The organism is Pseudoalteromonas sp. SG43-6, from assembly GCF_014164365.1.
Classification (GTDB): Bacteria; Pseudomonadota; Gammaproteobacteria; order Enterobacterales; family Alteromonadaceae; genus Pseudoalteromonas; species Pseudoalteromonas rhizosphaerae.
Genome location: NZ_JACJEZ010000003.1, coordinates 35254 through 49258 on the forward strand (window position 1 = coordinate 35254; position 14005 = coordinate 49258).

General features: G+C 40.3%; 13 protein-coding genes. 10 read left to right on the forward strand and 3 right to left on the reverse strand.

The window, feature by feature from the left end; all coding sequences use genetic code 11:
* The first annotated feature begins 42 nt into the window (after positions 1–42).
* From H5201_RS01670 to H5201_RS01680, 3 genes are all read left to right on the forward strand, one after another.
* Positions 43–1656, forward strand: a complete 1614-nt coding sequence (locus H5201_RS01670) for an ABC-F family ATPase (protein WP_145233148.1) — start codon at positions 43–45, stop codon at positions 1654–1656.
* A gap of 222 nt (positions 1657–1878) precedes the next feature.
* A complete protein-coding gene (locus H5201_RS01675) occupies positions 1879–3390 on the forward strand; it encodes a BCCT family transporter (RefSeq protein ID WP_246175591.1) in 1512 nt (503 codons plus the stop codon).
* Positions 3391–3609: 219 nt separating this feature from the next.
* The gene (locus H5201_RS01680; RefSeq protein ID WP_182783580.1) at positions 3610–3993 is read left to right on the forward strand and encodes a hypothetical protein; all 384 of its coding nucleotides are present in this window, start codon (positions 3610–3612) and stop codon (positions 3991–3993) included.
* Here the strand turns inward: H5201_RS01680 and fghA are convergent.
* Both fghA and H5201_RS01690 read right to left on the reverse strand, forming a co-directional pair.
* Positions 3947–4789, reverse strand: a complete 843-nt coding sequence (fghA, locus tag H5201_RS01685) for an S-formylglutathione hydrolase (protein WP_182783582.1) — start codon at positions 4787–4789, stop codon at positions 3947–3949. The two genes, H5201_RS01680 and fghA, sit on opposite strands and share 47 nt — an antisense overlap.
* 59 nt (positions 4790–4848) lie before the next feature.
* Positions 4849–5970, reverse strand: coding sequence for an S-(hydroxymethyl)glutathione dehydrogenase/class III alcohol dehydrogenase (locus tag H5201_RS01690; RefSeq protein WP_182739613.1), 1122 nt, complete (start codon positions 5968–5970; stop codon positions 4849–4851).
* Between the two features lie 117 nt (positions 5971–6087).
* Between H5201_RS01690 and H5201_RS01695 the strand changes: the two genes are divergently transcribed.
* The 5 genes from H5201_RS01695 to H5201_RS01715 all read left to right on the forward strand — a co-directional run bounded on the left by H5201_RS01695 (position 6088) and on the right by H5201_RS01715 (position 10780).
* Positions 6088–6957, forward strand: coding sequence for a LysR family transcriptional regulator (locus H5201_RS01695; RefSeq protein ID WP_182739612.1), 870 nt, complete (start codon positions 6088–6090; stop codon positions 6955–6957).
* Positions 6958–7094: 137 nt separating this feature from the next.
* Positions 7095–8312 carry a lipoprotein-releasing ABC transporter permease subunit gene (locus H5201_RS01700; RefSeq protein WP_182783584.1) on the forward strand — a complete coding sequence of 406 codons (1218 nt, stop codon included), beginning with the start codon at positions 7095–7097 and terminating at the stop codon, positions 8310–8312.
* A complete protein-coding gene (gene lolD / locus H5201_RS01705) occupies positions 8305–9003 on the forward strand; it encodes a lipoprotein-releasing ABC transporter ATP-binding protein LolD (protein ID WP_145233154.1) in 699 nt (232 codons plus the stop codon). The genes H5201_RS01700 and lolD overlap by 8 nt, the downstream gene beginning before the upstream one ends.
* A complete protein-coding gene (locus H5201_RS01710) occupies positions 8993–10237 on the forward strand; it encodes a lipoprotein-releasing ABC transporter permease subunit (protein WP_145233155.1) in 1245 nt (414 codons plus the stop codon). Before lolD ends, H5201_RS01710 begins: the two co-directional genes overlap by 11 nt.
* Positions 10238–10246: 9 nt before the next feature.
* Entirely contained in the window at positions 10247–10780 is a 534-nt protein-coding gene (locus tag H5201_RS01715) for a DUF924 family protein (RefSeq protein ID WP_145233156.1), read from the forward strand.
* Here H5201_RS01715 and H5201_RS01720 read toward each other — a convergent pair.
* Positions 10777–11541 (reverse strand): spermidine synthase, encoded by a 765-nt coding sequence (locus H5201_RS01720; RefSeq protein ID WP_182783586.1) that lies wholly within the window; start codon positions 11539–11541, stop codon positions 10777–10779. The genes H5201_RS01715 and H5201_RS01720 overlap by 4 nt on opposite strands.
* 135 nt (positions 11542–11676) lie before the next feature.
* On the opposite strand from H5201_RS01720, the gene H5201_RS01725 reads away from it, so the two are divergent.
* Both H5201_RS01725 and gdhA read left to right on the forward strand, forming a co-directional pair.
* Positions 11677–12150 carry a DUF1456 family protein gene (locus tag H5201_RS01725; protein WP_182783613.1) on the forward strand — a complete coding sequence of 158 codons (474 nt, stop codon included), beginning with the start codon at positions 11677–11679 and terminating at the stop codon, positions 12148–12150.
* 334 nt (positions 12151–12484) lie between these two features.
* Entirely contained in the window at positions 12485–13837 is a 1353-nt protein-coding gene (gdhA, locus tag H5201_RS01730; RefSeq protein ID WP_182783587.1) for an NADP-specific glutamate dehydrogenase, read from the forward strand.
* The last annotated feature ends 168 nt before the right edge of the window (positions 13838–14005 follow it).

The following is a 14005-nucleotide window of genomic DNA, read 5'->3' on the forward strand; positions in this document are numbered from 1 at the left end:
AGCGAACAGTGTACTTGTCAGTATTTGCTTAGGAAATTCATTTTGATCTCTACCGCTAATATCACCATGCAGTTTGGTGCCGAACCCTTGTTCGAAAATATCTCCGCTAAATTTAGTAACGGTAATCGTTATGGCTTAATTGGCGCCAATGGATGCGGTAAGTCAACCTTCATGAAAATCCTCAATGGCTCATTAGTGCCAACATCAGGTAACGTATCAATTGGCCCAGGACTGAAAGTCGGTAACTTAAGCCAAGATCAGTTTGCATTTGAGCAATACTCAGTGGTTGATACTGTGATCATGGGTGACGTTGCATTATGGAAAATAAAGCAAGAACGTGAACGTATTTATTCACTGCCAGAAATGAGTGAAGAAGATGGTATGAAAGTCGCTGAGCTTGAAAGCGTTTTTGCTGAAATGGATGGTTACAGTGCAGAAAGCCGCGCGGGTGATATTTTATTAAAAGCGGGTATTGAAGAAGAATTTCATTTTGGTCTAATGTCACAAGTAGCCCCTGGCTGGAAGCTGCGCGTCTTACTTGCGCAAGCCTTGTTTGCTAACCCTGATATTTTATTACTGGATGAGCCAACCAATAACTTGGATATTCATACCATTAGCTGGTTAGAGCACGAACTTAACCAGCGTAAATGTACCATGATCATTATTTCTCATGACCGCTATTTTCTTAATGCGGTATGTACTCATATGGCTGATATTGACTACGGTGAGCTGCGTATTTACCCAGGTAACTACGAAAAATACATTGAAGCATCAACACTTATTCGTGATCAATTACTTGCTGGTAATGCTAAAAAGCAATCTGAAATTGAAGAGTTACAAGATTTCGTTAACCGCTTTGGTGCTAATGCGTCAAAAGCAAAACAAGCGAGTTCACGTGCTAAACGCATGGATAAAATCAGCTTAGATGAAGTGAAGTCGTCAAGCCGAATGGCGCCGTCATTGTATTTTGATGAAGGTAAAAAGATGCACCGCCAAGCATTGATCTTAGAAGACTTTGGCCATGGTTTTGACGGTGAAGTATTGTTTGAAGGCGGCGAGCTGATTTTAGAAGCAGGTTCAAAACTTGCGATTATTGGTGAAAACGGTGTTGGTAAATCAACCTTTATTCGCTGTTTAGTGGGTGAACTTGAAGCTAATCACGGTGTTGTAAAATGGTCAGAAAATGCATCGATTGGCTATTGTCCGCAAGATAGTAGTAAAGACTTTGATAACGATTTAACCTTGTTTGATTGGATGTCACAGTGGCGTACAGCCAAGCATAACGATTTAATGGTGCGTGGCATGTTAGGTCGGTTATTGTTTACTGCGGATGATGCGAATAAAAAAGCTAAAAACTGCTCAGGTGGTGAGAAAAATCGCCTATTGTTTGGCAAATTAATGATGCAAGACGTAAATGTTTTGGTGATGGACGAACCGACAAACCACATGGATATGGAAGCCATTGAAGCGCTTAATAATGCATTAAAAGGCTTTGAAGGTACGCTGATTTTTGTCAGCCATGACCGTGAGTTTGTTTCATCATTGGCAACTCGTATTATTGATATTCGTGACAAAGAAGTGGTTAATTTCCACGGCACCTTTAACGAATTTATGGCAAGCCAACAAGAGCAAGCGAAGCTTTTGGCTGCAAAGTAAAGTTTATTGATCTCAGTTTTATTAAATGCATGATCATGCAAGCGAGTTCAAGAGCTCTGTAAATCAATATAATTGGTATTAAGTATCAGAAAACCGGCTGCGGCCGGTTTTTTTATGTCTAAATTATGTAAAATTAAAAAGTTGCTTTGGTGTAGCTTTAAAGCGTCGTAACGTTAGCGCTGATAAAACCGATTTAATTAGTATAATTTTTAAGGTATCTATGTGGTAATTAAAGCTCGTATTACTAAATTAGTGTCGAATCTTGAAAAACTAGCGCTCACCTTGTGTGTGCTATTTGTTAGCGGGGCTCTATTATTTCCTGATATGCTCACCGCGCATATTCAACCACTGATCATTAATGCATTATCAGTGTTGGGTGGACCATTTTTTCTGTTAGTTAATTTTTTATTGATAAGCGTTATTGTGCTGGCTATTAGCCCACTCGGACAACGTAAAATAGGTGGAGAGCATACATCTGTCGAGTTTTCAACTTTTGGTTGGTTGTCAATGTTATTTGCTGCAGGAATGGGATCGGGTTTAATTTTTTGGGGCGTAGCAGAGCCTGCCATGCACGTATTGCAACCGCCATTAAAGCAAAGTCTTTACCCTGATAGACAAGGTGCTGCATTGGCTATTACGTTAGTAAACTGGGGCGCCCATGCATGGGCACTCTACGCAGTATTTGGCTTAGTCTTAGGTGGTTTGAGCCATAACAGTGGCAAAGCGGGAGATATAAGTGCTCCGGTGTTGAGTGTAACAACTTCATTTTTAAGTCGCGCAGGGCAGCTAAAGTGTAAATACGTGATCCAGTTAGTGGCCATTTTAGCTATTTTTTTTGGTGTAGTTGGCACGATTGCAAATTCAACATTATTACTACGAAAAGGGATTGAGCTTGAGCTTGGCATTAACTCGCCTTGGTTAGTTGGTTTGATTATTATTATGTTATTAGCGCTGTTGTTTAGCTTATCTGCGCGCTTAGGATTAAAAAAGGGTATTCAAACACTCAGTCAATTTAATGTTTTTTTAGCATTTGGAGTACTTATTTGGCTCATCATGATGGTACCACTACAACCGATTATAGATGTGGCGATCAGTGGCGTTAAATTTTATAGCCACTTATTAGTGACAGGGACATGGCAATTATCAAGTCAACTAAATGATCCTGCTTGGGCTAATAGTTGGACGTATAATTATTATTTTTGGTGGCTAGCGTGGGGACCTTTTGTTGGGGTTTTTTTAGCTAAAATAAGTCAAGGTCGGCCAGTTTGGCAATACATTGTCGGCGTAGTAATTGTGCCAACTTTCGTCACTTTAATTTGGTTTAGTGTTTTTTCGGGATCTGCTATTGCTTGGGATAGCGGCCATAGTAGTGGCATTATGGCCGCTATTAAAACTGATTATACACAAGGCTTATTTGTATTTTTTAAGCAGTTAGGTTGGCAAGGAGGTGTGCTTATTTGGTCGAGCTTATTATTATTACTGATCTTTGTTGCTACTTCGGCAGATTCTGCAATTTTAGTGATCCGTAATTTAGCGGGGACAAAAAGCAGTCATCGATTTAGTTTGTATGTGTGGTCTTTTACTTTAGCTCTAAGTAGCTGGGTATTGTTATTACAAAATAATGAATTACTTAACCGAAGTATTGCAATTATTGGTGCAGTGCCATTTTTGTTTATTTTTATTTTGCAGCTGATAGGATTTGTAAAAGAGTTTATGAAGGAGTTACAAGTGTAGTTAAACCTATTACTGTTGCTATGCTCGAGCTAGTTTATAGTTTAATTACTTTATTGTCATTCACTTACAGTTTTTTACAGTGTTTTATACTCGTTCGTTTATAGTGAGTATTACAGATACAACCACTAAGCAATACTAATGCTATTAAAAACTGGCTCATTCGAGGTAGTTAAATAATAACTTACGCATTTAAGCAATGGGATATAAAGGATTAAATTTATGTTCAAGCACTTTATTACTGTTTTACTTGTCAGCCAATTACTAAGCGCATGCACTGTAGCGGGTGTATTAGTTGATGGAGTTATTTATTCAAAAGCGGATACAAATTATGATGCTGATTTAGCGCAGGCCCCCGCACATGTATCGCCTCAAGATAATACTTACTTTAGTCATGAACAGACTTTGTCATTTGCGGACTTAGGCATCGAAGTAGATCGTTTTTTAGTGGGGTTAGTGCAAGAAAGCTCAGAGCCTACTCTGGTCTGCAAAAGAATAACTAAATCAATACAACAATGTGAGGAAGTAACGACTGACAACCTCACAGTAGAGGATACAATTAACGCTGAAGATACACTTGATGAAATGATAAGTGTTCGTCGATAAAGCTGCTGATAAAAAAGTAACTATGATCGTAGCCTGCGTGCATATTCAACGTTAGCGGGTAATTAACTTGCTTTGCTACTGCAGTTAGGTTGTCTGGTTTTAGTTGCTCGACTAAAAAATTATCGGCATCACCTTGGTCAATACGCATTGGTAAAAATTCGTTACTGTGTGCCTTTTTCATTAGTTCACAGCTATCGTAATTGGCCCATTGTGATTGATCATCTCCTAAGTACTGACTAAACGCTTTTTGCCCCCAAGGACAGTCAATAGGGTTAGTGATTGGGCTAAAAGCAGAAACACTGGTGTAACTTTTTGGATTGCGCAATGCAATCATCAACGCACCGTGCCCCCCCATAGAATGCCCGCTAATCGCTTTTTTATCAGTCACGGGAAAGTGCTGTTCAATTAGCGAAGGCAATTCATTTACCACATAATCATACATATTATAGTGCGTGTTATAGGGGGCTTGGGTGGCGTTTAAATAAAACCCTGCGCCTTGGCCAAAATCATAACTGTCTTGGTCTGGCACAGTGTCGCCACGAGGACTGGTATCAGGTGCAACGATAGCAATACCAAGCGCTGCCGCTTTTTTAAATGCACCTGCTTTTTGCATAAAATTTTCATCCGTACAGGTTAAGCCTGATAACCAATACAGCACCGGTACTTTATTAGTTTGGCTGGCACCGGGTGGCAAGAAAATAGCAAACCGCATTGGGCAATGGGTGCTTGAAGATGTATGGCTGTATTGCTTGTGCCAGCCACCGCTAACTTTTGTGGCGCTTAAATTGTCTAACATGAATTCCTCGCTAAAATACCACATAGCTTACACGCTATGCGGTATCTGTATTTTTAAAATTAGTAGTGGATCACAGTACGAATACTTTTGCCTTCATGCATTAAATCAAACGCGTCGTTTATGTCTTCAAGACCCATGGTATGAGTGATAAAGTCATTTAATGCAAATTCGCCAGCCATGTAACGTTCAACAATCTCAGGTAGTTGTGAACGACCTTTAACCCCACCAAATGCGCTACCACGCCAGACACGGCCAGTGACTAGCTGGAATGGGCGAGTTGAAATTTCTTGTCCTGCACCAGCAACACCAATGATCACCGATTCCCCCCAACCTTTATGACAACATTCAAGGGCTGAGCGCATGACATCAACATTACCTATACACTCAAATGAGAAATCAACGCCACCATCGGTCATCTCGACAATAACTTCTTGAATAGGCTTGTCGAAATCTTTTGGATTGATCAAGTCTGTGGCACCTAATTTAGTGGCTAGATCAAACTTAGACGTGTTGATATCAATACCGATAATACGCGAGGCACCAGCCATTTTCGCGCCGATAATTGCTGACAAACCTATACCACCTAAACCAAAGATAGCAACGGTATCGCCTGCTTGAACTTTTGCAGTGTTTGTGACCGCGCCCATACCAGTTGTAACACCACAGCCTAGTAAGCAAATTTCTTCAAGTGATGCTGCTTTGTTTACTTTAGCCAGTGAGATCTCTGGCAGTACCGTATATTCAGAAAAGGTTGATGTGCCCATGTAGTGATAAATTGGTTGGCCATCTTTGAAAAAGCGAGTCGTGCCGTCTGGCATTAAGCCTTTACCTTGCGTTTCACGTACAGCGGAACACAAGTTTGTTTTGCCTGAAGTACACATTTTACATACACCGCATTCTGCAGTATATAAAGGAATAACATGATCGCCTACAGCAACACTGGTTACGTCTTCGCCGATAGCATAAACAACACCGGCGCCTTCATGCCCTAAAATGGCTGGGAAAATCCCTTCAGGATCGGCACCTGATAATGTAAATGCATCGGTGTGACATACGCCCGTAGCAGTAATTTTTACCATTACTTCGCCTTTTTTAGGCATCATTACATCCACTTCTTCTACAGATAGTGGTTGATTTGGACCCCAAGCAATTGCGGCTTTTGATTTTATAAATTCAGACATAGTAACTCTCTTGCTGGTTAAATACGAAGATGACTTGAAAACAATAACGCTATTTTATTTGTTTCTCAAACAATGTTAATCTTCATTTTAATAAAACACTTTTACAGTATGGTAATAATGAGTCGTTGGTTAGGCATAGACGAATTTATCGCAGTCGGTGAAGAAGGCAGCTTTACCCGCGCTGCAACCGCATTAGGGGTATCCGTTGCACACATAAGCCGCCATGTAACGCAATTAGAGCAGCGCTTAAATACCCAATTATTAACGCGTACTACCCGTAAAGTTGTACTGACTAAAGAAGGCGAAGTCTTTTTACATCAAACAAAACATTTACAGCATGCAATGGACGACGCCACCGCGTTATTAGCACAACAGCAAAATGCTCCTAAAGGTAAAATTAAACTCACAGCTCCGGTTATGTATGGCGAAAGCTTCGTGATGCCAGCAGTGCATACTTTTATGCAACTGCACCCTGATGTAGAAGTGGTGATGGCGCTGAGCAATGAACAAGAAAATTTACTTGAGGGCGGCTTTGACTTAGCTATTCGCCTTGGTCATTTAAAAGACTCTAGCTTAAAAGCACGACGTTTAAGTGCACGTCATTTTGTAATTTGCTGCTCAAAAGCCTATTTAGCCCGTTTTGGCGAACCTCACACATTAGCTGAATTACAGCACCATCAATGCTTAGTCGGCAACAGCAGTTATTGGCGGGTGTGCGAGCAAGGGCGTGATAAACATATCAAAATTGCGGGGCGGTTACAGTGTAATAGTGGCTGGGCGTTAGCTGATGCAGCTAAAAAGGGTCTTGGCATCATACAAGTGCCAAACTACTACATTGAGAGTGATTTAGCCACGGGTGATTTAGTGCCTATTTTAACCAATAATCAGCCAAAACCAGAAGGTGTATGGGGAGTGTATCCTCCGCGACAATTTGTTGCGACCAATGTCAGAGCATTACTCGATCACCTTATTAAATCTCTAAACTAAAAGTTTAAATAAAGCGGCTTAATTTTGATACAGCAGTTGATTTGTCATGAATTTTTACACTTTTGCGCATACCCAATGGCACTTTATTTATGCTAGTATGAGCGCTGAATTGGCATTAAATGTGACCATAAATAATTATGTTTCAACCTGTTAGCCTGTTTATCGGGCTGAGATACAGTCGCTCCTCGAAAGGGAACGCATTTATCTCTTTTATTTCGTTTTTCTCCATTGCCGGTATCGCCATTGGTTTAATGGCATTATTTACTGTCAGCTCAGTGATGAATGGTTTTGAAAATAACCTTAAAACCAATATGTTGGGCCTCATTCCTCATGTTGAAATTGCGTCTGATGGACAAACTCAAGCACAAATGATCCAGCTGCAAGATACCATTGTTGCGTCCAAATTTGTGAAAAGAGCGAGTTTGTATCGCCATGGTGAAGCCATTTTACAAACCAATCGCGATTTACATGGCGTGCTATTGCAAGGTTTGTACGACGATAACGCATCGCTTTATAAAATCAGCGATAAAGTTATTCAAGGTAATTGGCAAACAGTCATGACATCGCGCTATCACATTGCGGTTAGTCGTTATTTAACACGTAAACTGGGAATTGGTTTAGGTGATAAAGTGCGCGTGATCATGCCTAATGCGTCAACCTATACACCTTTAGGTCGCGTACCAAGCCAACGTTTGTTCACCGTTGCTGCCATTTATGAAACAGGTTCTGAAATTGATATGGGACTTGCTTTTACTAGCGGCGAATCGCTACAACGGGTATTAAAGTTGCCACAAACTAGTGCTCCTAATTTGAGTATTTCACTGAACGATCCTTTTCAACTACATGCCTTTAGCGCTTCAGCTAGTGCAATTTTAAGTCAACATACAGTCACCGATTGGCGCCAGTCACAAGGTACTTTGTTTGCAGCAGTCGCAATGGAAAAACGCATTATGTCGATGCTGCTGGCGCTGATTGTATTAGTTGCGGTATTTAATATTGTCTCTGCGTTGACCATGATGGTGAGCGAAAAACAAAGTGAAGTGGCTATTTTACAAACGCTTGGCTTAACGCCGGCTCAAGTGCAGCAAGTCTTTATGATCCAAGGTTTGTACAATGGTTTGATTGGTACCAGTATCGGTGCAGCCCTTGGCTTATTACTCAGTGCTTATATCAACGAAGTGCTGGCAGGCATAGGTTTAAACTTGTTAACAGGGATTGCCTTACCAGTAAAATTTGACGTAATGAGCTTATCGCTGATTGCCGTAGGCAGTATTACCATGAGCTTTTTAGCCACTTTATATCCGGCGCGTAAAGCTGCCAATGTTAGCCCAGCAGAGGTATTGCGCTATGAATGATTTAGTTATCCAATGTGAACAGTTAAGTAAAGTGTATCAAGATGGTGAAAATCACGTTGAGGTTTTAAAAGGGGTTGATTTAACCTTACAACAAGGTGAGATGCTGGCTATTGTTGGCAGCTCTGGTTCTGGTAAAAGTACTTTACTGCACATTTTGGGGACTTTGGATTCACAAAGTGCCGGTGTGGCAAAAATTAAAGGTCAACAAGTTGCTAAACTATCACGTGCTGAGCAAGCGAAATTTCGTAATGAGCATTTAGGGTTTATTTATCAGTTCCATCATTTATTAATGGAGTTTAACGCGTTAGAAAATGTTGCGATGCCGCTGTTGATCAAAGGTCTCAGCGCTAAAAAAGCCAATGCTAAAGCCCTCGTAATGCTCGATAAAGTAGGGCTATCGCACCGTAGTAGCCATAAACCATCAATGCTCTCTGGTGGCGAGCGTCAACGGGTGGCAATTGCGCGGGCATTGGTGAGCGAACCTGATTTAGTATTGGCCGATGAGCCAACAGGTAACTTAGACAAACAAAATGCGATTAAAATTTACGATTTGATCAAAGAGCTTAATAGCAGTTTGAATACCAGTTTTGTGGTGGTGACGCACGACCTAGAATTAGCCGATAAGCTGGGTAAAATTGCTTACCTTGATGATGGGAAATTGGCAATTAAAGAGGCCAGCCATGTTGCTTAGTGCCTATTTAAGTAAACGTTTTAGAGCAAGCTCCGGCAGCAGCGATGAAAAAAATGGCTTTGTTAGTTTTATTGCCAAAGCGTCAACCATTGGTATTTTACTCGGCGTTGCAGTGTTAATTGTTGCTTTGTCGGTGATCAATGGCTTTGAACAACAACTAGTACATCGCTTATTAAGCGTTGTGCCACAAGTTGAATATGTTGCGCCTAATCGTCCAATTGATAACTGGCCGGATAAAGTTCAAAAGCTCTCAGAGCAACGTGGCGTAACCGGTGCAGCACCTTTTATTAGTGTCAATGGTATGGCGCAATACAAAAGTGAACTAAAAGCGGTTGAAGTGCGAGGGGTTGATCCTGCTCTAGAAAGTGACGTATCGGCGGTTAATCAGTTTACCCATGGCAAGTTGGTCAGCCAAATAAGCGAAGACGAAATTATTTTAGGCCAACAAATTGTTAAACAATTAGGTGTTAAGCAAGGGGAGTTAATTACCTTATTGATCCCGCAAGTTAACGAGATAAGTACTGAGATTTTAGCACCCAAAAGGGTCACTTTAACCCTTGCGGGTATTATTGAAATGGGTGGCCCTATTGATAGTTCTGCTGCCTTCATCCATCTCAGTAAGGCGCAATCAGTACTTGGTTATGAGCCACTGCAAGTAACAGGGCTTCGCTTAGCAGTAACCGATGTTTTTCAAGCACACCAAATTGCGCTACGGGTTGGCCAAACAATTGATGATTATGTTTATATCTCTAGCTGGTTTAGAACCCAAGGTAGCTTATACCAAGATATACAAATGGTCAGAACCATTGTTTATATTGTGGTGTTTTTAATCATTGCGGTGGCAAGTTTTAATATTGTTTCGTCATTAGTGATGGAAGTACGTGAAAAACAGGCCAACATAGCGATATTAAAAACCATGGGCGCTAAAGACAGTACGATATTAGCGACCTTTATTTTACAAGGACTTAGCCAAGCATTTATTGGCGTGGTACTGGGCTCATTTATAGGTGTGATACTGGCGCTGAACATCAGTGAGCTTTTTACCCTACTGAGTCAGTTGTTAGGCTCAAACCCGCTGGAAGGGGTGTATTTTATTGAGTTTTTACCCAGTAAGCTGGTATGGCAAGATATTGTGATCACTGTTATTGTAACTTTTGTGTTGGCAGTATTAGCCACTATTTACCCTGCATGGCAGGCAACAAGAGTGGATCCAGCCAAGGTATTAGGCAACTAAGGGGAATTTATGTTTAGTTATCAAGTAGTAATAGATTATTGGTTTGATGAACTCGGTCCATCTGGTTGGTATAAAAAATCTGATGCTACAGATATTAAGATACGAGATACATTTAGTGATCTGTTGATAGCTATTACAAAAGGCGAGTATGCGTCTTGGCGAGTGACTGCCTTAGGTGCATTAGCTGAAGTGATTGTGCTTGATCAGTTTTCTCGTAATATTTACCGGGATACCCCTCACGCGTTTAGTCAAGATCCGCAAGCGTTAACATTGGCACAGTTGGCAATCGAAAAAGGCTTTGATCAATTATTACCTGTTGAGCAGCGGGTGTTTTTTTATATGCCGTTTATGCACAGCGAATCGAGCTTTATACACCAACAGGCGATGGTATTATTTAAAGGTTTGAGTAATGAAGATTATGAACTTGCCCATAAAAATATTATCGATCAGTTTGGTCGCTACCCACACCGAAATGCTATTTTAGGGCGTCAGTCCAGCGCCGAGGAAGTTGCGTTTTTAGCTCAACCAGGCTCGCATTTTTAATCAAGCTTAGGTATATGAAATAATTGTTTAATTTCAGCAGCTAAATCAGGCGAGCTAAAATTGTTGTGCTGTTTTATCTGTTCAATATTAATAGCATCAAGGCGTTGCTCACTGGCGATCAGCACAATATTTTTATATTGGTTAAATTCAATCACCACAATATGACTGAATAGACTTCGAAGTGTCGTTAGTAGAGCGATTAATTGTTGTTTATTTTCTGCAGTAAAGTTGATGCAGATCTTACCGTATGTGCTAAGTCGAGCATGACAGTCGCACAAAAATGCCTGTTTTTGTAAAAATGCTGGCTGCGATTTACCACTAAAAACATCAATTATAATCACATCAAATTTGCGGCTACTTTGAGCAACAAATTGTTCAGCGCATTGCGCTACAATATGATTGTTGTCATTGAGGAAAAAATACTGCTTAGCTGCTTTAATTACATTCGGATTAATTTCGACAGTCGTTAATTCAAATCCGGCTTTATTAGTCACTGCTCGTTCAAAACAACCGCTGCCTAAACCTAAATTTAATATCTGTGAGGAGGGTTCGCTACAAAGCAAAAATAGCAGCATAGCTTGATTTACCGGATTACATACTTGCTGCGGTTGTGATTTTTCCATTACACCTTGTAAAGTTAGCTTATCCCCGAGTGTAAGCCAACGATAATCAGCATTTTCAAAAATCTTTAGCGTGTCTTGCTTACTTTGGATTGTTGCTACTAGGTATGCATCGGTAGTAAATGGCGTTAAATCAATCATGCCGTTCCTTCATAATGGGGATGTTGAGCAAAACAAAAAATCAATAGGGTGGCCTTGTTAACTCTGCTAAACTGTATGGCTACTCATAAGCCTGCAATACCTGCTTGGTTGTCTTATCTTACTCTGGAATTTACTTTGACTAATAATGATATTTTACGCCGCCTTCGCTATACCTTTAATTTAGCTGATACTACCATGATTGAAATTTTTGCTGCAGCAGATCATGACGTGACTCAACAACAAGTGATTGGTTGGCTAACCAGAGAAGGGGAAGAGGGTTACGTAGATCCAAGTGATACTGAGTTTGCCATTTTTCTAAATGGTTTTATTAATACAAAGCGCGGTAAGCGCGACGGTGAGCAACCAGCGCCAGAAAGTAAATTAAATAATAATATTATTTTAATGAAATTACGTATCGCATTAAATATGAAAACGGAAGACGTGATCGATGTCTTTGCCTTAACTGATTTTAGTTTGAGTAAGCATGAGTTAAGTGCATTTTCTCGTAAAGCCGATAACAAGCATTATCGTGTATGTAATGACCAAATATTACGTAACTTTTTAACTGGTTTACAGCTACAACTTCGTCCAGAGGCAAGCGGCGAATAATTTACGTGTTCATATCCGTATTTATATCGTACGGGTATGATTTTTAACCCCACTTTAAGCATCGGTGTTTTAAGCAGCCCTCTGCGTTAGTATTTAAATCTTTATTTATTCACATTTCATAAATTTATATTCTTTTTTAATGAGCGTTAATTGTTGCTCTTGCGTATGAACTCAAAAATAATTCACGTTATCGAACGTTAAATATATAGGTTTATCATGTTACAGTGTTAAAAATATTACAATTTTTAAGGCTCTTAACTAGATGACCCATAAACTTGATCACGTCTATTTTAACATCTGAGACAAGCATAACTTTTAACACGGAAGAATAATTATGAATTATATCCATGATACCATTGCACATTTAAAACAAACTAGCCCAGCACAATGCGAATTTTATCAAGCCGTTGAAGAAGTGCTTGAATCACTTGAACCTATTCTTGAAAACTCAGCCGACTATCAAAAAAATGCGATTATTCAACGTCTAGTCGAACCTGAACGTCAAATTATGTTTAGAGTCCCTTGGGTTGATGATGACGGTAACATTCATGTCAATAAAGGCTATCGAATTGAATTTAACTCAAGCTTAGGTCCATACAAAGGTGGTTTACGTTTCCATCCAAGTGTAAATGCCAGCATCATAAAATTTTTAGGGTTTGAGCAAATTTTTAAAAATGCGTTAACTGGCTTACCGATTGGTGGTGGTAAAGGCGGCGCAAACTTTGATCCTAAGGGCCGCTCTGACAGCGAAATAATGCGTTTTTGCCAATCATTTATCAATGAGTTGTATCGTCATATCGGCCCAACCACCGATGTGCCTGCGGGTGATATTGGCGTTGGGGCACGCGAAATAGGCTATATGTTTGGTCAATATAAACGGTTGACCGGACGTTACGACGGTGCGTTTACCGGCAAAAGTTTATTGTGGGGTGGATCATTGGCTCGAAAAGAAGCGACAGGATATGGCGCTGTTTATTTTGCCAATTACATGTTGCAAGACAATGATGACTCACTTAAAGGTAAGCGCTGTTTAGTTTCTGGTGCCGGGAACGTGGCAATTTACGCGATGGAAAAACTTTATCAATTAGAGGCAACACCTATCACTTGCAGTGATTCAAGCGGTACGCTGTATCATGAATCAGGTATTGATGTTGCACTTGTTAAAAAGCTTAAAGAAGGTGCGCGTGAAAGTTTAGCTGTCTATTTAGAAACCCACAGCGATGCGAAGTATATTGCTTGTGCAGATTACCCAAGTGATGGACATGCGGTATGGCGTTTTGTTGCTGATGCCGCTTTTCCCTGTGCGACGCAAAATGAGTTAACTGAAGCTGATGCGCGAACGTTAATAAACAATGGTTGTATATTAGTTTGTGAAGGCGCAAATATGCCAAGTACTAAAGAAGCGGTCGATGTGTTGCTTGCTGCTAAAATAGCCTATGGCCCTGGCAAAGCAGCTAATGCGGGTGGTGTTGCGACGAGTCAATTAGAAATGGCGCAAAATGCCAGTATGCAAATGTGGACGTTCGAAGAGGTCGATACTAAGCTGCAACAAATAATGAAAAATATCTTTGATACTGCAAGTAATACAGCCGCTGAATTTGATCAACCTGGTAATTTAGTGTTAGGTGCTAATATTGCTGCTTTTCGTCGTGTAGCAGATGCTATGATTGAGCAAGGTGTTGTTTAACATACGATAGTTTTACTATGCATAAGCCCACTATATTGGTGGGTTTTTTATTGACGTATATTTGTTCATACCGCGATTATTATCCCGTTTATCTAACCAATCAGTGATTGAACGAGTTAAACAGGTGTTGGTCTCAAAATTATTTGCAGCAGGTAACTGCTCACGTAT

Bases quoted from the DNA above. Each gene is read 5' to 3' on its own strand.
- H5201_RS01680 (WP_182783580.1), top strand. From the start codon at position 3,610: ATGTTCAAGCACTTTATTACTGTTTTACTTGTCAGCCAATTACTAAGC.
- fghA (WP_182783582.1), bottom strand. From the start codon at position 4,789: ATGTTAGACAATTTAAGCGCCACAAAAGTTAGCGGTGGCTGGCACAAG.
- H5201_RS01690 (WP_182739613.1), bottom strand. From the start codon at position 5,970: ATGTCTGAATTTATAAAATCAAAAGCCGCAATTGCTTGGGGTCCAAAT.
- H5201_RS01695 (WP_182739612.1), top strand. From the start codon at position 6,088: ATGAGTCGTTGGTTAGGCATAGACGAATTTATCGCAGTCGGTGAAGAA.
- H5201_RS01700 (WP_182783584.1), top strand. From the start codon at position 7,095: ATGTTTCAACCTGTTAGCCTGTTTATCGGGCTGAGATACAGTCGCTCC.
- lolD (WP_145233154.1), top strand. From the start codon at position 8,305: ATGAATGATTTAGTTATCCAATGTGAACAGTTAAGTAAAGTGTATCAA.
- H5201_RS01710 (WP_145233155.1), top strand. From the start codon at position 8,993: ATGTTGCTTAGTGCCTATTTAAGTAAACGTTTTAGAGCAAGCTCCGGC.
- H5201_RS01715 (WP_145233156.1), top strand. From the start codon at position 10,247: ATGTTTAGTTATCAAGTAGTAATAGATTATTGGTTTGATGAACTCGGT.
- H5201_RS01720 (WP_182783586.1), bottom strand. From the start codon at position 11,541: ATGATTGATTTAACGCCATTTACTACCGATGCATACCTAGTAGCAACA.
- gdhA (WP_182783587.1), top strand. From the start codon at position 12,485: ATGAATTATATCCATGATACCATTGCACATTTAAAACAAACTAGCCCA.